The organism is Providencia sp. PROV061 (assembly GCF_011045655.1).
Taxonomy (GTDB): domain Bacteria; phylum Pseudomonadota; class Gammaproteobacteria; order Enterobacterales; family Enterobacteriaceae; genus Providencia; species Providencia hangzhouensis.
Genome location: NZ_CP042861.1, coordinates 2,978,275 through 2,999,513 on the forward strand (window position 1 = coordinate 2,978,275; position 21,239 = coordinate 2,999,513).

Annotated in this window: 21 protein-coding genes; 6 read left to right on the plus strand and 15 right to left on the minus strand. The window is 40.3% G+C overall.

Annotated elements, in window-relative coordinates; genetic code table 11:
- Nucleotides 1-444 precede the first annotated feature (444 nt).
- From flgM to FVA72_RS13615, 3 genes are all read left to right on the plus strand, one after another.
- A complete protein-coding gene (gene flgM / locus FVA72_RS13605) occupies nucleotides 445-747 on the plus strand; it encodes a flagellar biosynthesis anti-sigma factor FlgM (protein WP_110591517.1) in 303 nt (100 codons plus the stop codon).
- Nucleotides 748-756: 9 nt separating this feature from the next.
- Entirely contained in the window at nucleotides 757-1,197 is a 441-nt protein-coding gene (locus tag FVA72_RS13610; RefSeq protein WP_110591516.1) for a flagella synthesis protein FlgN, read from the plus strand.
- Between the two features lie 186 nt (nucleotides 1,198-1,383).
- Nucleotides 1,384-2,355, plus strand: a complete 972-nt coding sequence (locus FVA72_RS13615; protein WP_110591515.1) for an Abi family protein — start codon at nucleotides 1,384-1,386, stop codon at nucleotides 2,353-2,355.
- Nucleotides 2,356-2,507: 152 nt separating this feature from the next.
- On the opposite strand, the gene flhA is transcribed toward FVA72_RS13615, so the two are convergent.
- Both flhA and flhB read right to left on the minus strand, forming a co-directional pair.
- Complete coding sequence (gene flhA, locus FVA72_RS13620) at nucleotides 2,508-4,607, minus strand: flagellar biosynthesis protein FlhA (RefSeq protein WP_004255687.1); 2,100 nt, start codon at nucleotides 4,605-4,607, stop codon at nucleotides 2,508-2,510.
- On the minus strand, nucleotides 4,600-5,751 hold the full coding sequence (gene flhB, locus FVA72_RS13625) for a flagellar biosynthesis protein FlhB (RefSeq protein WP_110591514.1): 1,152 nt from the start codon (nucleotides 5,749-5,751) through the stop codon (nucleotides 4,600-4,602). Before flhB ends, flhA begins: the two co-directional genes overlap by 8 nt.
- A gap of 263 nt (nucleotides 5,752-6,014) precedes the next feature.
- Between flhB and FVA72_RS13630 the strand changes: the two genes are divergently transcribed.
- The 3 genes from FVA72_RS13630 to FVA72_RS13640 are packed head-to-tail and all read left to right on the plus strand — an operon-like array spanning nucleotide 6,015 to nucleotide 7,123.
- Complete coding sequence (locus FVA72_RS13630) at nucleotides 6,015-6,242, plus strand: type II toxin-antitoxin system CcdA family antitoxin (protein WP_004255691.1); 228 nt, start codon at nucleotides 6,015-6,017, stop codon at nucleotides 6,240-6,242.
- Complete coding sequence (locus tag FVA72_RS13635) at nucleotides 6,242-6,550, plus strand: CcdB family protein (RefSeq protein ID WP_110591513.1); 309 nt, start codon at nucleotides 6,242-6,244, stop codon at nucleotides 6,548-6,550. Before FVA72_RS13630 ends, FVA72_RS13635 begins: the two co-directional genes overlap by 1 nt.
- Before the next feature lie 15 nt (nucleotides 6,551-6,565).
- Nucleotides 6,566-7,123 carry a hypothetical protein gene (locus FVA72_RS13640; protein WP_110591512.1) on the plus strand — a complete coding sequence of 186 codons (558 nt, stop codon included), beginning with the start codon at nucleotides 6,566-6,568 and terminating at the stop codon, nucleotides 7,121-7,123.
- A 42-nt stretch (nucleotides 7,124-7,165) separates the two neighbouring features.
- On the opposite strand, the gene FVA72_RS13645 is transcribed toward FVA72_RS13640, so the two are convergent.
- From FVA72_RS13645 to flhD, 13 genes are all read right to left on the minus strand, one after another.
- The gene (locus FVA72_RS13645; protein ID WP_232062951.1) at nucleotides 7,166-7,483 is read right to left on the minus strand and encodes a helix-turn-helix transcriptional regulator; all 318 of its coding nucleotides are present in this window, start codon (nucleotides 7,481-7,483) and stop codon (nucleotides 7,166-7,168) included.
- An 86-nt stretch (nucleotides 7,484-7,569) separates the two neighbouring features.
- The gene (locus tag FVA72_RS13650; protein WP_094961165.1) at nucleotides 7,570-8,208 is read right to left on the minus strand and encodes a protein phosphatase CheZ; all 639 of its coding nucleotides are present in this window, start codon (nucleotides 8,206-8,208) and stop codon (nucleotides 7,570-7,572) included.
- 24 nt (nucleotides 8,209-8,232) lie between these two features.
- Complete coding sequence (gene cheY / locus FVA72_RS13655; protein WP_004255705.1) at nucleotides 8,233-8,625, minus strand: chemotaxis response regulator CheY; 393 nt, start codon at nucleotides 8,623-8,625, stop codon at nucleotides 8,233-8,235.
- A 41-nt stretch (nucleotides 8,626-8,666) separates the two neighbouring features.
- A complete protein-coding gene (locus tag FVA72_RS13660; RefSeq protein ID WP_110591511.1) occupies nucleotides 8,667-9,734 on the minus strand; it encodes a protein-glutamate methylesterase/protein-glutamine glutaminase in 1,068 nt (355 codons plus the stop codon).
- The gene (locus tag FVA72_RS13665; protein ID WP_004255713.1) at nucleotides 9,734-10,570 is read right to left on the minus strand and encodes a chemotaxis protein-glutamate O-methyltransferase; all 837 of its coding nucleotides are present in this window, start codon (nucleotides 10,568-10,570) and stop codon (nucleotides 9,734-9,736) included. The genes FVA72_RS13660 and FVA72_RS13665 overlap by 1 nt, the downstream gene beginning before the upstream one ends.
- 133 nt (nucleotides 10,571-10,703) lie before the next feature.
- A complete protein-coding gene (locus FVA72_RS13670; protein WP_110591510.1) occupies nucleotides 10,704-12,272 on the minus strand; it encodes a methyl-accepting chemotaxis protein in 1,569 nt (522 codons plus the stop codon).
- A gap of 116 nt (nucleotides 12,273-12,388) precedes the next feature.
- Nucleotides 12,389-14,074, minus strand: a complete 1,686-nt coding sequence (locus FVA72_RS13675; RefSeq protein WP_096864706.1) for a methyl-accepting chemotaxis protein — start codon at nucleotides 14,072-14,074, stop codon at nucleotides 12,389-12,391.
- A 104-nt stretch (nucleotides 14,075-14,178) separates the two neighbouring features.
- Nucleotides 14,179-14,676 carry a chemotaxis protein CheW gene (gene cheW / locus FVA72_RS13680; protein ID WP_004909833.1) on the minus strand — a complete coding sequence of 166 codons (498 nt, stop codon included), beginning with the start codon at nucleotides 14,674-14,676 and terminating at the stop codon, nucleotides 14,179-14,181.
- 16 nt (nucleotides 14,677-14,692) lie between these two features.
- Nucleotides 14,693-16,750 (minus strand): chemotaxis protein CheA, encoded by a 2,058-nt coding sequence (cheA, locus tag FVA72_RS13685; protein ID WP_110591509.1) that lies wholly within the window; start codon nucleotides 16,748-16,750, stop codon nucleotides 14,693-14,695.
- Between the two features lie 104 nt (nucleotides 16,751-16,854).
- Nucleotides 16,855-17,772: a flagellar motor protein MotB gene (motB, locus tag FVA72_RS13690; protein WP_004255726.1), complete on the minus strand. Its 918-nt coding sequence runs from the start codon at nucleotides 17,770-17,772 to the stop codon at nucleotides 16,855-16,857.
- A gap of 7 nt (nucleotides 17,773-17,779) precedes the next feature.
- Nucleotides 17,780-18,667 carry a flagellar motor stator protein MotA gene (motA, locus tag FVA72_RS13695; RefSeq protein ID WP_036957858.1) on the minus strand — a complete coding sequence of 296 codons (888 nt, stop codon included), beginning with the start codon at nucleotides 18,665-18,667 and terminating at the stop codon, nucleotides 17,780-17,782.
- 97 nt (nucleotides 18,668-18,764) lie between these two features.
- On the minus strand, nucleotides 18,765-19,355 hold the full coding sequence (gene flhC, locus FVA72_RS13700; protein ID WP_004255732.1) for a flagellar transcriptional regulator FlhC: 591 nt from the start codon (nucleotides 19,353-19,355) through the stop codon (nucleotides 18,765-18,767).
- Entirely contained in the window at nucleotides 19,352-19,702 is a 351-nt protein-coding gene (gene flhD / locus FVA72_RS13705; RefSeq protein ID WP_036957860.1) for a flagellar transcriptional regulator FlhD, read from the minus strand. Before flhD ends, flhC begins: the two co-directional genes overlap by 4 nt.
- Nucleotides 19,703-21,239: the final 1,537 nt, after the last annotated feature.

Genomic DNA, 21,239 nt, shown 5'->3' on the forward strand with positions numbered 1-21,239 from the left:
AGCTAGGCAACAAGTGAAGAGAGGCCGATGAGCATACATAAGTATGTGATTCAGCGAGCTGAGTGCAGTCAACAACGCTGCAACTTGAAGCATCACGAGTATATACTCTAAATAATTCGAGTGGCAGCTAGGCGACAAGTGAAGAGAGGCCGATGAGCATACATGAGTATGTGATTCGGCGAGCTGAGCGCAGTCAACAACGCTGCAACTTGAAGCATCACGAGTATATACTCTAAATAATTCGAGTGGCAGCTAGGCGACAAGTGAAGAGAGGCCGATGAGCATACATGAGTATGTGATTCGGCGAGCTGAGCGCAGTCAACAACGCTGCAACTTGAAGTATGACGAGTAGTGCAATATTTTGTAACACTCTATACACTAAAGATTCATAAACATAAGCCGATAACTGACATATGAAAAAAATCGGAAATAGGAAAATACATTATGGCTATTGAGCAAACATCTGCAATTTCTGCACTGGCTCAGGTGACAAACCGCGACCCACAAGATGCGGCTGCCCCGATGCGGGACAAAAAAGTGTCCACTAATGAAGTCGTTAAAGAAAGTTCTTTTGCTCCTAGTGAGCTACAAAAAAAATTATTGCAACCTCAAGCAAGTGATATTAATAGTGCTAAAGTTGAACAAATTAAACAAGCAATCAAAGATGGCACCCTAACAATGGATGCTGAAAAAATTGCTGATGGCATTTTGCGCGATGCTCATGAATGCATGTTATCAATGAAATAAATAACCACTATGACTGACGAATTACTGATATTACTTGAGCAACAACTCGCTCATTTGCAATCATTACAAATAGTGATGAAAAATGAAGAGCTATTACTAGGTTATCACCGTGTGCCGCCTTCGCCTTTTCAGGAAACCACTGAACAAAAACGGTTTTTAGTTGCTGCGATCGGCCATGGTGAAACAAACCGCCTAGCGTTAGAAGCACAATCTGAGATCAGTGCACCTTATGAAGGCAATGATGCACTAGCAGGTGTATGGGAAGCCATTAAAAGCTTAACAACTGAACTAAAAGAGTTGAATTATCGTAATCACCAAATGCTGCAACTGCATATTGAGCTGAATGCTCAGCGCCTAAACTTTGTGAAAAAACATAATAACCAATCCACTTATGGTGCTGATGGTTTAGAGTCAAAGCGCCCTGCATTAGGTAAGAAAATTTCAATTTAAGGTGTGTTTTGTCTAGTTCACAACCCTCTTCTTTCATACTGAGGCTCGTCAGGCAGCTCGCTCAATAGAATTACTAAAATACAGACAAAGTTGCTGCTGCAATCTCTTTTTTTCATATTCCTCTTGATGGTAGATTAGGTAAATTTCATCGCCTTAACTAAAATAAATTTATCAAAGGGATAGGATATGTTTAGGCCACCACCTATAAATATAAACTCACATATTTTGGACATTAGCATTGAACGTTTTTTTAACTACCGAACCATATTCAAAACTACAGATCTAAATGAATTGCATGGTATTTATTGTTGGAACGAAGAAATTTCCACTAAATTTATCTACTTAATCGGCATGATTGAAATTACACTAAGAAACAAAATTCATCGCTGTCTTAGTCATTTTTATTTTACAAACCAATTAACTCTCTGCAGTCAAAAATTATATGGTAATGTCCAGTCTTGTAATTGGTATGACCACCTAGGCCTGACACACAATAATAAACTGTTCAATGCGATTGACTCTGCCAAAAAGAAAAATGGTAAGTATATCCAACCAGTTCCAGCCCCACATAGAATAATATCAACACTAGAAAATGGGAGGTGGGCGCACATTTTAAAAATTAATAAAACAAGCAATGGTACAATTATTCCGTGGGAACAAATATTTCCTAATATATTTCAATATTATCCGTACTCTATTCAGCAAAAATCACATCCTAAAGATATAAAAAATCGGCATAGAATAATTCAACGATTACTCCAAACAAATAAATTACGCAATAGATGTGCTCATTTTGAGCCTATATGGAAGTTTGGTAATTTAATTAATGAATTTGATAGTTCAATAATTAAGAGTGCCCCTAATGATATAGCTTCAACATTAAGTCGACTAAAGTTAGAATATCGCCATTTAATTGACTTACTTGGCTGGCTATCTAGCGATATGCAATCCTATTACCTAAATAGCTTTACTCATAAAGATCTAGTTCAGCTTATCCACATAGATGGATTAACCGCATTTAAACTCGCATCAAGTACAAAAAAGATAGCTTTGAGTAAAATTGGACGAAAGCACAATTTGAAAAAAGTCCTGCGTGATGGGCAATCTGTCTTACTAACGGATAAAGGCAGAATTGTAGGGCGTTTTTTAGTCAGTTAAATACAAAGAGGCCGCTCTTAAAAGAGCGGCCTCTTCATACTTTCTTTGCACTTTGACGAGCATTCAAATACACACCTTAGGTATAAGAACAATTTAGCTTCAAAGCGACTACATATTTATCCTACACAACCATATAACTAAAAGCAAGATGATTAACTACCACTGATCATCGACGTCATTCTTATCTTACGGTGGTCCGTCATTTCTAAATTCGACATGACCACCAGCTGCGGCAGACTGCGCCGCAAGAAACGCGATAAAATCAAGCGTAATCCATGGTTAACTAACAGCACTGTAGGCGCGCCCATCGCTTCTTGGTGAGCTACAGCTTGCTCCGCTTGAGTTTGAATAAACTGCGCCAAGTTCGGCTCTAACCCACCGCCGTTCTTCGCGGCTTGCAGCAAAATCTGCTCAAGGCTAGCCTCTAAACCAATCACTTGAATTTCTTCTGCATTACCAAACCACTGCTGTGTAATTGCTCGCCCTAATGCAATGCGCACTTGGGATGTTAAGTAATCAGTATCTTTGTTTTCCCCATTTTCTCCTGCCATTTCAGCCAAGGTTTCAATGATGGTACGCATATCGCGGATCACCACATCTTCCATTAATAAGTTTTGTAAAACGCGGTGCAAAATCGTTAATGAAATCGTATCTGGGATCAGGTCATCTGCCAATTTTGGCATCTCTTTTTTCACGCGGTCATACAACATTTGGGCTTCTTGGCGGCCAAATAAGGTACTGGAGTTTTGCAGTAAAATTTGATTAAAGTGAGTTGCCACCGCTGTACTCGCGGATACCACGGTATACCCTTGGATTTGTGCTTGCTCACGCAAATCATCATCAATCCAAATGGCGGGTAAACCAAATGCTGGCTCTTTAGTGACATCCCCTTGTAACGACCCAGCCGCATTACCTGGGTCAATAGCCAGACTACGCCCTGGCTGTGCTTCCCCCCGCCCAACTTCCGCGCCTTTAATTAGAATTCGGTATTCACAAGGGGAAAGCGCTAAGTTATCGCAAATATGTACGACGGGTGGCAAATACCCCACTTCTTGAGCAAATTTCTTACGTAAACCACGTAGTCGCCCTAATAATTCACCTTGCTGGTCATTATCGACTAATGGGATCAACCGATACCCCACTTCCATCGCCAACAAGTCTTCTAATTGAACGTCATCCCACGTGGCTTCAACCACTTTATTGGCTTCTTGAAAATGCTGAGATTGGCTATTATCCCCCGCACTACTTTCGGGTTGTTGGGATTTGCGGACTAAATACCAACCAAGGGCAGCCAGTGCCGCGGTAAACAGTAAAAATACAAAGTTAGGCATACCCGGTATTAAACCGATTAAACCTAGAACCCCAGCGCTCAACCACATCACTCTTGGGTTATTGAATAATTGAGTGACCATTTGTTCACCCACATCTTCATCTGTTGCCACACGAGTGACAATAACCCCAGCAGCGGTGGAAATAATCAAAGCTGGAATTTGCGCGACAAGCCCATCACCAATAGTCAGCAAGGTATAGGCACTGGTGGCATCTCCCAAAGACATATTGTGCTGGCCTACACCAACGATTAACCCGCCAACCACGTTGATCACCATAATCATGATCCCCGCGATAGCATCTCCTCGCACGAATTTACTCGCACCATCCATCGAACCATAGAAATCCGCTTCTTGCGTAACCTCCGCGCGGCGTTTTTTCGCTTCATCATCATTAATGATACCCGCGTTCAAGTCGGCATCGATGGCCATTTGCTTACCCGGCATGCCATCTAACACAAAGCGAGCGCCCACTTCCGCGATACGCCCTGCCCCCTTAGTGATAACCATAAAGTTAATCAGCACAAGAATAATGAATACCACAATACCGATGGCGAAGTTGCCGCCCACCAAAAAGTGACCAAAGGCTTCGACAACTCGCCCAGCAGCATCTGGCCCTGTATGGCCATCTAACAGGATAATTCGCGTCGAGGCGATATTCAAAGAGAGGCGCAATAAAGTTGCAAATAGCAAAATGGTAGGAAATGCCGCAAAATCTAATGTGCGTTTTGTGAACATCGCCACTAATAACACCATAATGGAAAGTGCAATATTAAAGGTAAACAGTAAATCCAATAAAAAAGCCGGTAATGGCAATACCATCATCGACAGGATCATTAATATCAGAACCGGGCCGGCCAGTATTTGCCACTGCGTTCCTTGTAAATTTTTCGGCAATTTTAATAATGAAGCCAAATTAGCCATCTCGATTGTTATCTCCAGCAAAGTCCAGCGTCGGTGGCACTGGTAAATTTTTCGGTTTTTTGGGTCTGAGCCCACCTTCTCGGCGCCAGCGGCGCAATTGGTAAACCCATGCTAAAACTTCTGCAACCGCGGCATATAATGCAACAGGAATGCTTTGGCCTATCTCCGCATGGCGGTATAGCGCACGAGCAAGAGGCGGTGCTTCTAACTGTAATATTCGGTGCTCTTCACCAATTTCTTTGATGCGCTGAGCTAATACTCCAGCACCTTTCGCTAATACTTTGGGTGCCCCCATTTTTTTGTCGTCATATTTAAGGGCGATCGCATAATGTGTTGGGTTAGTGACGATAACATCTGCATTCGGCACATCTGCCATCATTCGGTTACGCGCAATCGCACGCTGCTGTTGGCGAATTTTGGCTTTAATCTGCGGGTCACCCTCTTGCTGCTTGAATTCATCTTTAATTTCCTGACGGCTCATGCGTAATTTTTTCAAATGGGAACGAAACTGATAGAAAACATCAAAAGCCACCATTGGGATCAGCAAGAAAACAATCAAATAACCAGCAAAAATCACTTTTTGCAGTGCATTACTTAGCGCCGTAACGGGTGATTCCATCACTAAATGCAGTAACGATGGCCAACTTTGCCAAAGAAAAATAAACGCGCCCAAACCAACAAATAAGGATTTCAAAATCGCTTTAAATAACTCAGATAAGGCATTCATCGAAAAAATACGTTTTAGCCCTTTGATTGGATTTAACTTTTTCAAATCAAATTTAATCAACTTGCTATTAAAAACGAGCCCACCGACTAATGATGATGCAGAAATGCCAACCAAAGCTAACCCGCCAATGACTGGTAATAAGGCAAATAACGCCTCACTGACCACACGCCCTAAGTAACTGATCATCAAGCCTGTATTTTGTAAATAGTGGCCATCAAAAATAAAACCCTGACGAGTAATTTGCCGCAATTGTGCCGCGAGGTGTCCACCACTTAGCCATAGCAAGCTCACGCCTGCTAACATCATCATTAGCGAGCTAAGTTCTTTTGAACGAACGATTTGCCCATCATCTTTGGCTTTTTGCTTTTTATGGGGCGTGGGCTCTTCGGTTTTTTCTACATCACTCTCGTCGGACACCGTGGTTCCAAAATGTAATGAAAATACGAGTTATCGCTATAGCATGACAGAGTGTAAAAAAATCAATGGTGGAAAATAGACGCAGTTCAAGGGGGTTATTTGGCTATTGAACAATAAGGCGGCAACTTTGCGAAGGGTTTCGCAAATAATCGCAATAAATTAAAGATACTCTGATAATGGCAATATTTGTTGATAAAATCCCTATCGTGATCGATGAGCTGTGCTAAAGTACACGTGTCATAACACGTGTATAAGGGGCATCTATGAATAGAACAAAAAAAACCGTCAGTGTTACTGTCGCGCCTGAACTCTACGAACAAGCAAGGCGGGCTAAACTTAACTTATCAGCAATACTGGCTTGTGCCTTACAAGCTGAATTAAAACGCCTCGAAGCGCAAAAATGGAAAAATGACAATGTCGAAGGCTTTAATGAGTTAAACAGGATAAATGAAGAATATGGATTACTCTCAGATAAATACAAGGATTTTTAATGCAATATCGCCTCTATCAAAACCGAGATGATGCTATCAAATACCCATATTTACTGGATATTCAAAGTAATATTATTGATTTATTGAATACTCGCTTAGTCATCCCGTTATTCGATAGCAGGCTAGTTAAAAAGCCATTACCTGTACGCTTAAATCCACAATTATCAATCAACGGGCAGGTTTTTATTTTAATGACTCACCAAATGGCTTGCGTCCCTCATTCATTATTAGGGAAAGAAATCGTTGACTTAAGTAGCCAACGAGACACCATTAAACACGCAATTGACTTACTGATTGATGGCTTTTAACAATGAAGGGTTATTATGGATATTTGTCACCTTGTTGCCCCTGATATCACTTTAGAAGATGCCCCAAAAGAAGCCTTACGTATGCTTAATTGGCTAAAACATCAAGGTATTATCGACCCTGACTTTCAAAGTATCGAGTATGGTGAAGTGATTTATCGTCCTACCCCCACTCACAAAGAACCCATTTTGTACGTGATTAATGATGAAATCGTCCCAACTCAACTTCCTGAAGATACGCTAAAAAACTACCTGTCTATCGTGACAGAACGAACAGTTTTTCATGCAGGGGGAAATGGCCTTGGTATTTATTGCCCACAATGTAATCAGGAACAAAGTGAGCATAGCCATGCATGGAGTGATACTGTTACGGATTGGTATGAAGGAAAACCAGAAAATCTCGCTTGTTTTTATTGCGATTTTCATGGCTCACTTAATGAATGGCAGTTTGACCCTCAATGGGCATTCGGCAATTTAGGTTTTAGTTTTCATAATTGGGATATACGCGATAATTTTATCGAGGAATTTGAGCAAATACTTGGTAGTAAAATCATTGCTGTTTATCAACATGATTAGCAATTAAATTGTTCAGCTGAATACTCATAGGCTCTATATAATTCAAGGTTTAGAGGAAAAATCCAAGGTAATCCGCATCCCCACCGCTTCTGCATATTTTAATAATGTGCCTAATTTTGGGTCGAACTGCGCTTTTTCCAAACGGGACACGTTCTGCTTCTGAGTTTGCATTTTTTCCGCAATTTGAATTTGGGTTAAATTATTGGCTAAACGCGCTTTTTTGAGTTGATTAATTAACGCCTGTCTCATCTGTAATTCAGTAGAGCACTCATTAATATCTCCATCATTTTCTTGAACTATTTCTTTTAGTTCTTTTTTTTCTTTAATCACAAAAGTAGAAATTAAATCGTTATTTATCATTGCAATCCTCTCCTTGTAACGCAAATACAATAAAACTACCCTAACCCTATGTAATTAGAGTAGTTGAATTAAAAACTTGTCGGCGATTAGAAGCCCAGCTCATCAAGCAAATCATCAACTTGAGACTGTGATGCCATCACATTCACGCCTTCTTTATTGATTTGTGGGCCATTGAGCAAACTTTCGTTTTGCGTTTTCGCACGCATTTCAGGTGGTGTATTTTCCATTAACAGTGCGAGCAGTTGCTTTTCAGCTTCTTCAACCACTTCCATCATTTTTTTGATGACTTGCCCTGTTAAATCTTGGAAATCTTGCGCCATCATGATTTCTAACAGCTCTGCTTTGGTGGTTTCGCTGTCTTGGATCACTTGCCCTAAAAAAGCTTCTGTTGACTCACGCAATTGTGCAGGAACCCCATCTCCAGCGGTTTCTTGCCACTGCTGTTGCAATACCTGCGCATTTTTATTCATTTCCACTTGCAGTGGTTTGATGACATCAATACCATTTAAGGTTTTTTCTGCCGCTTGCGCCGTCATTTGGGCGATATAACGCAGCCTATCTTTTCCGTCTGGAATACTCGCCACTGCCTGTTGAACGCTTTTTTCTAGCCCCAATTCGCGCATACTTTCACGCAGCGTTCTCATTAGCGTACCAATGCGCGTAATGACTTGTTTTAAATCATCATTACCATTGCGAATACCTTCCATACCCACTTGCTCAGTCATGAAAATCTCCTTTGGCACGCACTGTTATTGCAGCCCCATTTTTTCAAATACTTTATTCAGTTTTTCTTCTAAGATAGCGGCAGTGAACGGCTTAACGACATAACCACTCGCACCCGCTTGTGCAGCGGCAATAATATTTTCTTTTTTCGCTTCTGCTGTCACCATGAGTACTGGGATATGCTTCAAAGCATCATCACCACGAATGGTTTTAAGCAACTCAAGGCCATCCATGTTTGGCATATTCCAATCAGCAACAACAAAATCGATGCTGCCTGTACGGATTTTTTCTAAAGCATCAACACCGTCTTCTGCTTCTTCTATTTTGTTAAATCCGAGCTCTTTTAATAAGTTACGGACGATACGTCGCATTGTAGAAAAATCATCGACAACCAAAAAACTGAGATCTTTAGCGGCCATAACCACTCCTTCAAAATACAATTGTGAATTCCTGTCACGGTTTAAACCGTGACAGAAGAAAGTCTTGCTAAAACACTTGGGGCAATCTTGAGAATATCTTGCACCTCATCCGCAGCCCCCAATTCAATCGCCGCGCGAGGCATTCCAAACACCACGCAACTACTTTCGTTTTGTGCGTAAGTGATAGCCCCTTGCTTACGTAAATTTAATAGCCCTTTCGCGCCATCCATCCCCATCCCTGTCAATAAAATGCCAATACATTTTCGCCCAACACATTGAGCGACTGAATCAAACAACACATCAACAGAAGGACGATGCCGGTTAACAGGTTCGCTTTGCTGCAAAATAACTTGAAATCCCTTGCCTTTATCCGCAATCAACATGTGCGAATCGCCTGGTGCAATATATGCATGGCCTTTTTGTAATAGTTCGTTGTGTTCAGCTTCTTTTACGGTCAATACACAGAGCTTATTTAAGCGATCAGCAAAAGAACGCGTAAAACCCGCTGGCATATGTTGAGTGATCACTACCGGAGGGCATTCATGAGGTAACATTTCCAAAAATTGCCGTATTGCCTCCGTTCCTCCGGTCGATGCGCCAACCGCAATCACACGGCTATTGCAAACATAGGGAGAGAGTGATTTCGCTTGAGAAACTGGCTCATTAACCTTTTTGTCAGGGCGGGCAAAGCGGCTGCGCTGAGTAATTTTAGACATGGCTGCTGCGCGAATTTTCTCACCAATAATATCGCGATAACTCATCATGGTTTCGCGGATACCAATTTGTGGTTTCGTGACAAAATCCACAGCACCTAATTCCAGCGCTTTTAACGTCACTTCCGAACCTTTCGACGTTAATGTTGAAACCATTACCACAGGCATTGGATGCAAGCGCATTAGTTTTTCTAAGAAATCAATACCATCCATTCGCGGCATTTCCACGTCTAACGTGATCACGTCCGGTTCATGTTGTTTGATTAAGTCACGTGCAACATAAGGGTCTGGTGCAGTATCAACCACAACCATGTCTTCATGACTATTAATAATTTCGCGCATTAATTGGCGCATCAGTGCTGAGTCATCCACACATAGCACTTTAATCTTTTTCATTACCCCCTCCTCGCCGCTTGCAAGCTGTAGACGGTTTGCCCTTTAATAACGAAACTTTGTGATAACTGCGATAAATTTTCGGAATGCCCGATAAAAAGTAATCCGTCTGGCTTAAGCAATGGAACAAAGCGCTCTAACATTTTAATCTGCATTTCTTTATCGAAATAAATCATGACATTACGACAAAAAATAGCATCAAACCGATGTTGCATCTGCCAGTCATGGTCACTCAAGTTTAAGTAACGAAATTCAATCATTTGGCGCAATGCAGGTTTGACTCGTGCATAACCGTCAAATTCACCAACCCCTTTCATGAAATAACGTTGTCGCTGTAATGCCGTTAATGATTTCAGCTCTTCTACGCGGTACACGCCTTGTTTCGCTTTTTCTAGCACTTCCGTGTCAATGTCACTGGCAATCACTTTGGCATTGATGGCATTCGGCCCAAGTACATCACTTAATGTCATTGCTATCGAATACGGCTCTTCTCCCGTTGAAGATGCGGCACACCAAATATTAATGGCGCTATTTTTACGCGTACGAACAAAGTCCGCTAACGTCACAAAATGGTGTGGTTCACGAAAAAACGCAGTTAAATTTGTCGTCAAAGCATTCACGAAAGCTTGCCATTCTGCATGGTGAGGCTCACGCTCTAACATCCGCAAATAGTCGGAAAAATTGTCGATATTACAATCACGTAACCGCTTTAATAGCCGGTTGTAGACCATATTTTTTTTATTCATGGTGAGGACAATGCCTGATTTTTTATGAATAAATCGACAAACCCGACCAAACTCATCATCAGTCAGTGGTTCTACCTGTGGTACAAAAAGCATCGTACTTGTCGTCCTATTCAATAAAAACCCAGAGGCAGCCAGTTATTTGGCTGCCTTTTAGGATGGATAACCTAAGGAAAAATAACCTGTTACGGTCATCCACCGAAAATTCAGAAACGAATTTTCACAACACTTAACGCCGATTACGATTTAAATGACTTTCGGGTAATTCAAAGAATGCAACCGTATCAACTAAGTTGTTTGCTTGGTCTTCTAACGCCGCCGTCGCACTGGTCGATTGTTCCACTAATGCCGCATTTTGTTGTGTCACTAAATCCATTTGGCTTACCGCTGTGGCGACTTGCTCAATACCACGGCTTTGTTCATTGGAAGCAGAAGCAATGTTACCCATTAATTCAGTAACTTGGTTAACAGCTGCAACTAACTCACTCATAGTTTCCCCCGCTTCATTAACAAGCTGAGAACCTTGGCTCACTCTACCGACAGACTCATCAATCAAGGTTTTAATTTCTTTTGCCGCTTCCGCACTGCGCTGAGCTAGCGCTCTAACTTCACCAGCAACCACAGAAAATCCGCGCCCCTGTTCACCTGCTCGAGCGGCTTCAACGGCAGCATTCAATGCTAAGATATTGGTTTGGAAAGCAATCCCATCAATCACACTAATAATGGCACTGATTTTTTGTGAGCTATTAGAAATGGAAGTCATGGTGTCAATCACGTCTTCGGTGATCTCTCCACCTTTCGTTGCGGTTTTCGATGCACTAACAGCAAGTTCACTGGCTTGACGTGCGTTATCCGCATTTTGCTTAACGGTTGCTGTCAACTCTTCCATACTAGCCGCAGTTTCTTCGAGTGATGCTGCTTGCTGCTCAGTACGTGAAGATAAGTTATTATTACCTAAAGCAATTTCACGAATACCGGTATACATTTGGTCAGTATTTGAACGCAAGGCGGTCACTGAAGTCACTAAAGACTCCTGCATATCCTTTAGCTTGCCAAATACCTCACCGATTTCATCACGGGTCGTCACTTCAATTTTCTGATTGAGTTTGCCATCAGCCACTAATGCAAAGTGCTCTCCCATACTCTTCAGTGGGTTAATTACTTTACGTTTCATCCAATAATGAGCAAATGCAATAACCGCGATGATAATGACGATCACTGAGCAAAATGAACTCCAAGCGAAGGTGTTATACATTCTTGCTACCGCAAGAGATTCGTCGCTTTCAGCATTCAGTAATTCAAGGTATTCCTCAACAACTTGCTCCAACTGATCCTGGTTTTCTTGAGCAGGAAGTTCAATATAGGCTGCAATATCTTTATTATCTAAATGTGTTTTTAATGCTTTGAGTGTTAAGACAAATGCTTGATACCGAGCCTCTAAAGCCGCAAGATTTTCTTTCTCACTTAAAAGAGGCTGGTTTTTAAACATAGTGTAGTCTTTCTCAGCTTCAGCGAGTAATTTGTCAAAAGTCACTTTTGTTTCTTCAATCAATGGTTCATTACCACCGACTTTATGCAGCAATGCAATTTGCGTTAGGCTATTGCGCGCTTGCATTAGGTGTTTACTGGTTTCCTCAAGCATCGCACGCTTATCAGACCCCAAATCAATACGCTCTAAGGATTTTAATTCGCTTACAACAATCCCAACAGAAACCCCGCTAGACACAATCTGCATCCCACAAAATAAAATGAGAAGAAGATATAAACTCACCGAAATCCGGATATTTTTACCAAACATAGAAATCCCCACTTGTGCCAGCTAAGAGAACTGAACCTCTGAAACATTGCCTTGTTTTCTAATGCGCAGGAACGCTGCAAAACCGTAGCTTTGCAGCGCGAAACTGAGCTTAACCCTTAGAAAGTTTCCCAATTGTCATCATCTTTATGTTCTTTCGATGATAGTTTTGTCAGATCCGGTGTTTTAACGATATTTGAAACCGTTCTTGCTGCCGGCTGAATATTGCGTATTTCACTTTGTTTTAATGGTGGTAAACGGAAGATAGAAATCAGTTGCGACAGTTTTGCCACTTGCTCTTCCAATACATTGGCTGCAACCGCGGATTGCTCAACCAGCGACGCATTTTGCTGCGTAACTTTGTCCATTTCAGCGACAGCAATACTGACTTGTGCAATTCCTTTGCTTTGCTCGTCTGATGCGGTCGCAATATGCGTCATAATGTCAGTAACACGTGTAACAGATTCAACAATCTTGGTCATTGTTTCGCCTGCATCTTCAGCTTGGCGAGCGCCTGTCCCAGTTCTTGACACCGAATCTTCAATTAACGTTTTAATCTCTTTAGCCGCATCTGCACTGCGTTGTGCCAAATTACGCACTTCATCAGCAACAACGGCAAAACCACGACCATGCTCACCTGCCCTTGCCGCTTCAACTGCCGCATTAAGCGCTAAGATGTTAGTTTGAAAAGCGATGCTATCGATAACTGCAGTAATATCAGAGATTTTCTGTGAGCTATCCGCAATATTCAGCATGGTGCTAACGACATTAGATACCACTTTGCCACCCTCTTTTGCTATCACTGACGCTTGGTTTGCAAATTCACTCGCTTGGTGAGCGTATTCGGTATTTTGTTTAACAGTGGCAGTCAGTTCACTCATACTGGCTGAAGTTTCTTCTAAGCAAGCGACTTGTTGCTCAGTTCGTGCTGACAAGTCATTGTTACCTGCTGCAATTTCGGTTGTACCTTGGTAAATAGTTTCGCTACCATCTAGCACACCTCGAACCGTATTAATCAGCTCTTGTTGCATGTGTTGAACACCATTGGCCAATTCACCAATTTCATTCTTGGCAATTGTTGTCACATTCGGTGTTAAATCCCCTGAAGCAAAGACTTTAATACGTTCAATTAAGATACCGAGTGGCTCGATAATACCTTTACGAACATAGCGATAACTGAAGAAACCAATCAAAGCGAGTAAGATAGATAACGTCACCAACATGTATAATGATTGGCGATAGTTATTATCTGCATTGACAACTTCGGCCTGGAAATCTGCTGAAATATCCGCAAAATAAGCGTTAAATTGCTCTTCAAATTTCACTTGGTGCCCTGAGGTTCTGTGTGCATAAAAACCTTCAAGGTCACCTTTTTCAGCGAATTCACTTAGCTTGATTAACGCATCACGATAGGTTTCATAGGTACTAAACAGCTTTTCAAATTTGGCTTTATCATAATCTGAACTTTGCATCAGCTTGTTATAACGTGCGTAAGCGTCATCCGCTGATTTAAAGTTACGTTTAGCGGCTTTAATCAAGTCTTCTGTCGTTGCATCGTCTTGAATTTTACGACCTTCGAGCAAATAGGCATTGATAGAGCGGTTTAAGTTCGCCCGGGCTTGTAACAAATTAACCCAACTTTCTGTTAATACTTGTCTTTGGCGTTGTAAGGAATTCAAATAACTAATGCTGTCGCTGTTATCGCCCAGTTTGGTAAACATCAACCCACTGGATACCAGTTGCAGCAAAATAAAGATAAAAATGACGGACAAAAGTCCCGATACGATTTTAATTCGACTGTACATGACGTTTTACTAACATAATTTTGTTGTATTTTGGATATCGGTCATCCAACCAAAAACTTTAGTTAATGACTTATTATTATTTGAACAATTATTGGGGCTGATAATTACTCAGCCATGCTGTCAATCAGCGCCATTTCATCGCTAGTTAATAATTTTTCGATATCGACTAAAATCAACATACGGTCATTTAATGTTCCGAGCCCTGTCAGATATTGGGTCGATAATGTCACCGCAAAATCAGGTGGTGGCGCAATTTGCTCTTCATTCAAGACCAGCACATCCGAAACCCCATCGACGACAATACCGACAACGCGATCTTTTAAATTCACCACAATAACGACCGTGTTATCGTTATACACCACGTTTTCATGGGAAAACTTCACCCGTAAATCAATAATTGGAATGATGACTCCACGTAAATTAGTCACACCTTTGATAAAATCAGGGGTATTCGCGATACGAGTCACTTGTTCATAGCCACGAATTTCCTGCACTTTTAAGATTTCAATGCCATACTCTTCTTCACCCAAGGTAAAAATGAGGTAGCCTTCGCCGTTTTTTTCTTCTTCGTGTTTATTTAAATCATCATCTAACATAGACATGGTGTATGGCCTCTATTTAGTGCACGACAGGTTGAGAAACCTGCTGTTTCTTTTTAATCAAAATGCTGTTATTCATTTTTTGCAGCTCAGCCACATCTAAAATCAATGCAACAGAGCCATCGCCCATAATCGTTGCTGCGGAAATACCAGGGATTTTGCGATAATTACTTTCAATGTTTTTCACCACCACTTGCTGTTGCCCGACGAGCTTGTCAACTAACAACGCAAAACGGTGGCCTGCATTTTGAATAATCAGCACAATACTGTTATCTAAATTTCGCTCGGCTTCTTCGATGGAAAATACTTGGTGTAATTCAACAAGCGGTAGATATTCCCCTCGCACAAGCAGCATTTTTTCTTCTCCCGCTAAGCGATAAATATCCTCTTGCCGAGGCTGCAAGGTACTGATAATGGCACTCAATGGAACGATAAAAACATCTTCCGCTACTTTCACAGACATACCATCCAAAATGGCTAAAGTGAGCGGTAATAAAATGCGGATAATGGTACCTTTACCTTCGGTAAAACCGATTTGAATACGACCGCCCATGTCTTGGATATTTCGTTTAACCACATCCATTCCAACACCGCGTCCCGAAACGTCCGTCACCACCTCTGCTGTTGAAAAACCCGGTGCCATAATCAGCATCGCAACTTCATCATTGCTCATCCCATCATGCACATTCATGCCTTGTGACTTCGCTTTTGCCAAAATACGTTCACGATTTAGCCCTGCGCCGTCATCACGCACTTCAATACAAATGTTGCCACTTTGATGTGCTGCCGCTAAGGTCAGTGTTCCGGCTTCCGACTTACCATTTGCCACACGAACTTCTGGCTTTTCAATCCCATGGTCGAGGCTATTGCGAACAAGGTGATTTAGTGGATCAACAATGCGCTCAATCAAGCTTTTATCGAGTTCAGTCGAACTTCCTTCTACTTTCAGTTCAATTTTTTTACCTAATTTGGAAGCGATATCGCGTACCATGCGCGGGAAGCGGCTAAATACGTAGTCCATTGGCATCATGCGAATTGACATGACGGATTCTTGCAAAGCGCGGGAATTACGCTCCAACTGTACGATTGAGCTTAACAAATCACTGTATTCGTTCTGATCGACATGTTGACTATGTTGGGTCAACATTGATTGAATAATCACCAGCTCACCCACTAAGTTAATCAGCTGGTCAACTTTCTCTACAGCCACACGAATGCTGCTCGAATCCCCTTTCGGTTTAGCGATTGCCGTTTTTTTAGCCGTGGTGGGTGCAGCAGGTTTTGCCGAGCTTTGCGGAGTATCTACTTGAGGCTCTGTGACTTCATTCGCTGCAACTTTATCATCATTTAATAACGTTTCTTCCTTTGAAAAAGCGAGGCAATCGGCAAATGAAATTACTTCATGGCTAATTTGCGATTCATCCACCACAAAACATAGCACCCCACTAATATCATCAATATCCGTATTAGTTCCTACCCATGCTTGTAAACTATTTGCTGTTTTTTCAGTATGATATAAATGCCCAAATAAACTGAGCTCATCCGCCAATAAATCAACTTCATTTTCTTTGAGCTGATTTAACGAGATCATAAAGTAGTGTGAATATTCACCTTGCTTCGCGGGTGTGTCTTCAACAACCGCATCTTCAACTTTAGTTTCAGATATCGCAGTACCTGTCTCAGCGACCTCTTCCGCTCTATTTTCAACCCGGCTAAGCACCTCACAAATACGCTTGAAGGTATCTTCATCCGGTAAAGAGTCATTTTTATAGGCATCTAACTGTGATGCCATGACATCCTTAGCATCAAGAAAAACATCTATTATGTCAGGCGTGAGGGTTAACTCATCATGACGCGCCTTATCTAAAAGGTTTTCCAATGTATGAGTTGTATTCTGCAACTGAGTGAAACCAAAGGTTGCAGCCCCTCCTTTGATTGAGTGGGCACTGCGGAAGATGGCATTTAGCTGCTCGCTATCCGGGTCAAAAGGATCAAGCTCAAGTAAATGTTGTTCCATATCCCTGAGCAACTCATCGGCCTCATCGAAAAATGTTTGATAAAACTCGGTAATATCCATGGTTTTTATCCAATTTCGCTTAAGTTTCACTTAACGCTGACTGCCGGAACCCCCCGGCAGACAACTAAACAAGTTATGTAATAAATTCAAATAACAGCAATTCATCACGGTATTTTCACCGCAGCGACAACACCCACAGCCGTTTCTTGCATGGGTTTTTGCGGTTTATTCAGCACATCATTGATCGGCTTGGCGCCATCGTATTCGCGGAGAATTTGTTTGGTTTCTTCATCATTTAACACAATGATACTTATCCGGCGGTTGATCGGGGCAAAACCATCTTCTTTGTCTAAATGAATGGCTGAAGCCATCCCAACCACGCGTAATACTTTATTTTCATCCATTCCACCGCGAATCAATTCACGGCGCGAAGCATTTGCGCGATCTGATGAAAGCTCCCAGTTGCTGTAATTGGCGCCGTTGGCATAAGCGAGATCATCAGTATGACCGGAGATACTAATTCGATTAGGAACATCATTAAGAAGTGGTGCTATTGCACGCAAAATATCGCGCATATACGGTTCAACCGTTGCCGAACCGACTTTAAACATTGGGCGATTTTCACTATCAACAATTTGAATGCGTAGCCCATCATTAATCATATCAATCAATAAATGTGGCTTTAATTCATTCAAACGGGGGTCTTTTAAAATAGCCTGCTCAAGGGACTCTTTTAATTTTTCAAAACGATAGTTTGCATTTCCATCAATAATATTATTGGGCTCTGGCATCACATCCCCATCACGGAAAATCGGGTCTTTACCTCCACCAGGAATAGGGTTTGTGGCATCTCCACTTTTACTTCCCGGGTTGATAGCTGTACTCAAGGGAGTACGGAAATACTCAGCAATTTGTGTTAATTCTTGAGGACTTGAAATTGAGATCAGCCACATCACTAAAAAAAACGCCATCATCGCCGTCATAAAATCGGCATAAGCAATTTTCCATGAACCGCCGTGTCCGTTTTGATGATGTGAACTGCGCTTTTTAACCCGAATAACATGAGGTGTATTGGCTGCCATTCGTTTGTTACTCCTCAGTTGTTTCTTGTGAGCGAGCACCTACTTTCACTTCTCGAACTTTATCTTCAAGTTCAACAAATGAAGGTCTATCTGCGCTGAATAACACCTTACGGCCAAATTCAACCGCAATTTGAGGAGCATACCCTTGCAATGCAGAGAGGAAAGTCACTTTAATACATTCCATCATTTTCAATTGCTCACTACTGCGCAACCTAATCAGCGCAGCTAAAGGCAAAATAAAGCCATAAGCCACTAAAATACCTAAAAATGTACCAACCATTGCATGAGCAATTAAAGCACCAAGTTCACCTGCGGGACGGTCTGCTGAGCCCAAGGCATTCACGACACCCAAGACGGCCGCAACAATCCCAAATGCAGGCATAGAGTCACCGACCATGTTTAGCCCCGAAGCAGGTACTTCATTTTCTTGACGAAAAGTTTCTAATTCTTCATCCATTAATGCTTCAATTTCATGACTTTGTAAGTTACTACTCACCATCAGACGTAAATAGTCCACAATGAACATCATGGTGGACTCATCTTTTAAAATACGGGGATATTGGGAGAAAATTTCACTTTCACTTGGATTGTCAATATCTTTCTCAAGTGCAAGTAACCCTTGTTGGCGCGATTTATTAAGTAATTGAAATAACAATGCCATTAAATCCATTGACATTGTTTTATTGTAAGAGGAACGACGAAAGAGTTTTGGTAATACTTTGCACAAGGCGACGATGGATTTGCCACTGTTACCAACAACAAAAGCACCTAAACCTGCCCCTAAAATAATGACAAATTCAGCGGGTTGATAAAGCGCACCTAAATGGCCACCGACCATTATATATCCGCCTATAACCGCAACTGTAACAATGATATACCCGATGAGTATTAACACAATATTCCCTTTCACTCCGTTGGTTAACAGATGGCAGTCAAAGGGAATATTAGGAGTGACAGGCAAAAAATTTTGCCTGCTAACCAAATCAATCCAATTACATTACCGCTTTAGTAATGCCATCCTGTCGATATACCGTAATATCGGCTAGATGTTCGGAAAGTTTACGTTTTTTTATTGCGCGTGATGGCGGTTGGCATAAACTACAAGTGAAGCTATTTTCAGGAATATGTGCGTAAGTAATAAAAGAGCCATGGCAACAACTACATTGTGAACTTTGTAACATGCCACTTTCCACAAAACGGACTAGCGTCCAAGCACGTGTTAAAGCCAACAAAGGTTCTTCGCCGGGTTCTGGAATACACTGTTCAAGGTATAACCTATAGGCTTTTAATATAGCGTCAACACCACGACATTGGCCGCTTTTCAGTAAAAATTGATAAGCATTATAGAACATGGATGAATGAATATTCTGTTCCCATGTCATAAACCAATCTGTAGAAAAAGGTAACATTCCTTTCGGTGGAGGGCTACCTCTTAGCTCTTTGTATAAACGAACTAAACGACCGCGACTGATTTGCGTTTCACTTTCTAACATTTGAAGGCGAGCGCCCAAAGAGATCAATTCCATGGCTAGTCGAATGTCATTCGCTTCTTGGACTATACTTTTTTCAGCTGCGGTACTCATCTTTTTCTCGCTATTTCGGTGTCGCCCTCATTATGCGTTTGCAATAATCGGGTCGAAAGTAAGATACCTGTATGAATTTGTTGTAATTCATCAACTCTTGAATCACGAGTTAGTTTTTCAATTGTTTCACTATTATCAAATCTAAACTGGCAGATTAGCTGGTTTGTCTCTGCTAATTTGACTAATTGAGGGAGTGTAAGGTCTGCTAAAGTAGTTGCCATTGCATCAGAGATACCTAGACGAAACATCGCAGAGGCTTTCTCTTGAGAGATGAGTTTTTGGGCTAATAGCAAATATGAGAGGTTAATATCGTATATATGCTTCAGAAAATCTGTCGTCGAGCTCATTTTTTTTCCTTTCCGAATATTATCAACATCTGTGCGATCTGTGTGCAAAAAGAACAAATATGAATTTGAAAGTATTGTGTATTCAAATTATTAAATTAAAAAATTAATTAAATTGGGTAAATGTAATTCCATTAATTTCCCCATGTTATCCATTCAAAATACCCAATTTGGAGTACAAATACACAAGCTTCCAAACTTAAATTAAATATATTTCCTGAATACCTACAACAATAAAGAATGACTAAAAAATTAGCAGTTTCCATAAAAATCAGAAATTGCTGATGTCATTATTAGTCGCTAATTATTATGCACCACTAAATTAACTATTCAAGGTACTTATGTTTCTTTTTGTATCAATAGGGCGATTACCCATTAATTCATTAAATAATCTTCATTATTTCTTTATCTTCTATTACCTTATCCTAAATATCCACAACATTTTGAGTTAACCTAAGCAAAATGCCAGGATTTTAATCAAACCAATCACTCCTTACATGTGATTATTAAGCCTAATAAACCAAGCATAACATCAAAAACAATATATTGATCCAAATCAATTTTTAGTATTAAGAAACTGAGTTATACATTACTGTATTAAGGCTTTATCGGCATTATTGGAATAAAATTTAATCATTAATTTTCAATAAGTTTGATATATATTACAGCCATCGTTCAAAATTATTCAATCGCAGTTATCATATAAACAGCCATTATATTGTCATACATATTAAGTATTCACTTCCATTTTCATTAGAATCATTAAACTATAAAATAAGTATCATCACCCTGTAATATTAATAAAACTAATAAAATTTACGTCGATTACCAATAATGAAAGTTTATTCAGCTTAAATATTTTTGTAAGATATTTTTGCATATTTATTATTTCAAGTGATCATTTTGTTATTAATTCATTAAAGTAGTTTTTTTGGGTTAATTAATATTTATTTTTTATGTAAAATAGCAAAAAATTCATTTTTTTTAATAAAAAGATCAACCTACGCTAACCTATCACTTTTGTGTTAAGAGCAAAAAATGTAGGTTTCAATTAAGAACACTCCATTTTCCAAATGTTTTTTATATCATTTTTAAAATATTCAGTTGGTGCTCAAAATAAAAAGCACTAAAGGTATTATTAATTGTCTTCGTACTTATCATTTTTAGCCATTTTCACGTAACCATAATAATTTTAATAACTCAATGTTATAATAACAAATGATTACTATATACTTTTATTTTAACAAAACCCCCTAACCATCAAGTTACCTTAAGTAAAATTGCTTAATCAGATAATGAAAGATTAAAAAATAAATAACTTTTAGTTAAAATAATTCAGTGAGACATTTGCTTATAAAAGAAGCTAATTTATTAGGATTTTTATGGAAAAAAATATTTCTCAATTTGAGACAAACTTCACACTTGTTTTCTTTGTTTCTCAATAATTTCCGAATAAAGCGATTCTCACATTGCTGAATTTATGTTAGGAAAATCACATTAATTGTACTAACAACCCCCTCATAACAACATGTAGGACCAA

Coding starts and splice junctions, on each gene's coding strand:
- flgM (WP_110591517.1), top strand. CDS start 445: ATGGCTATTGAGCAAACATCTGCAATTTCTGCACTGGCTCAGGTGACA.
- FVA72_RS13610 (WP_110591516.1), top strand. CDS start 757: ATGACTGACGAATTACTGATATTACTTGAGCAACAACTCGCTCATTTG.
- FVA72_RS13615 (WP_110591515.1), top strand. CDS start 1,384: ATGTTTAGGCCACCACCTATAAATATAAACTCACATATTTTGGACATT.
- flhA (WP_004255687.1), bottom strand. CDS start 4,607: ATGGCTAATTTGGCTTCATTATTAAAATTGCCGAAAAATTTACAAGGA.
- FVA72_RS13630 (WP_004255691.1), top strand. CDS start 6,015: ATGAATAGAACAAAAAAAACCGTCAGTGTTACTGTCGCGCCTGAACTC.
- FVA72_RS13635 (WP_110591513.1), top strand. CDS start 6,242: ATGCAATATCGCCTCTATCAAAACCGAGATGATGCTATCAAATACCCA.
- FVA72_RS13640 (WP_110591512.1), top strand. CDS start 6,566: ATGGATATTTGTCACCTTGTTGCCCCTGATATCACTTTAGAAGATGCC.
- FVA72_RS13645 (WP_232062951.1), bottom strand. CDS start 7,483: ATGATAAATAACGATTTAATTTCTACTTTTGTGATTAAAGAAAAAAAA.
- FVA72_RS13650 (WP_094961165.1), bottom strand. CDS start 8,208: ATGACTGAGCAAGTGGGTATGGAAGGTATTCGCAATGGTAATGATGAT.
- cheY (WP_004255705.1), bottom strand. CDS start 8,625: ATGGCCGCTAAAGATCTCAGTTTTTTGGTTGTCGATGATTTTTCTACA.
- FVA72_RS13660 (WP_110591511.1), bottom strand. CDS start 9,734: ATGAAAAAGATTAAAGTGCTATGTGTGGATGACTCAGCACTGATGCGC.
- FVA72_RS13665 (WP_004255713.1), bottom strand. CDS start 10,570: ATGCTTTTTGTACCACAGGTAGAACCACTGACTGATGATGAGTTTGGT.
- FVA72_RS13670 (WP_110591510.1), bottom strand. CDS start 12,272: ATGTTTGGTAAAAATATCCGGATTTCGGTGAGTTTATATCTTCTTCTC.
- FVA72_RS13675 (WP_096864706.1), bottom strand. CDS start 14,074: ATGTACAGTCGAATTAAAATCGTATCGGGACTTTTGTCCGTCATTTTT.
- cheW (WP_004909833.1), bottom strand. CDS start 14,676: ATGTCTATGTTAGATGATGATTTAAATAAACACGAAGAAGAAAAAAAC.
- cheA (WP_110591509.1), bottom strand. CDS start 16,750: ATGGATATTACCGAGTTTTATCAAACATTTTTCGATGAGGCCGATGAG.
- motB (WP_004255726.1), bottom strand. CDS start 17,772: ATGGCAGCCAATACACCTCATGTTATTCGGGTTAAAAAGCGCAGTTCA.
- flhC (WP_004255732.1), bottom strand. CDS start 19,355: ATGAGTACCGCAGCTGAAAAAAGTATAGTCCAAGAAGCGAATGACATT.
- flhD (WP_036957860.1), bottom strand. CDS start 19,702: ATGAGCTCGACGACAGATTTTCTGAAGCATATATACGATATTAACCTC.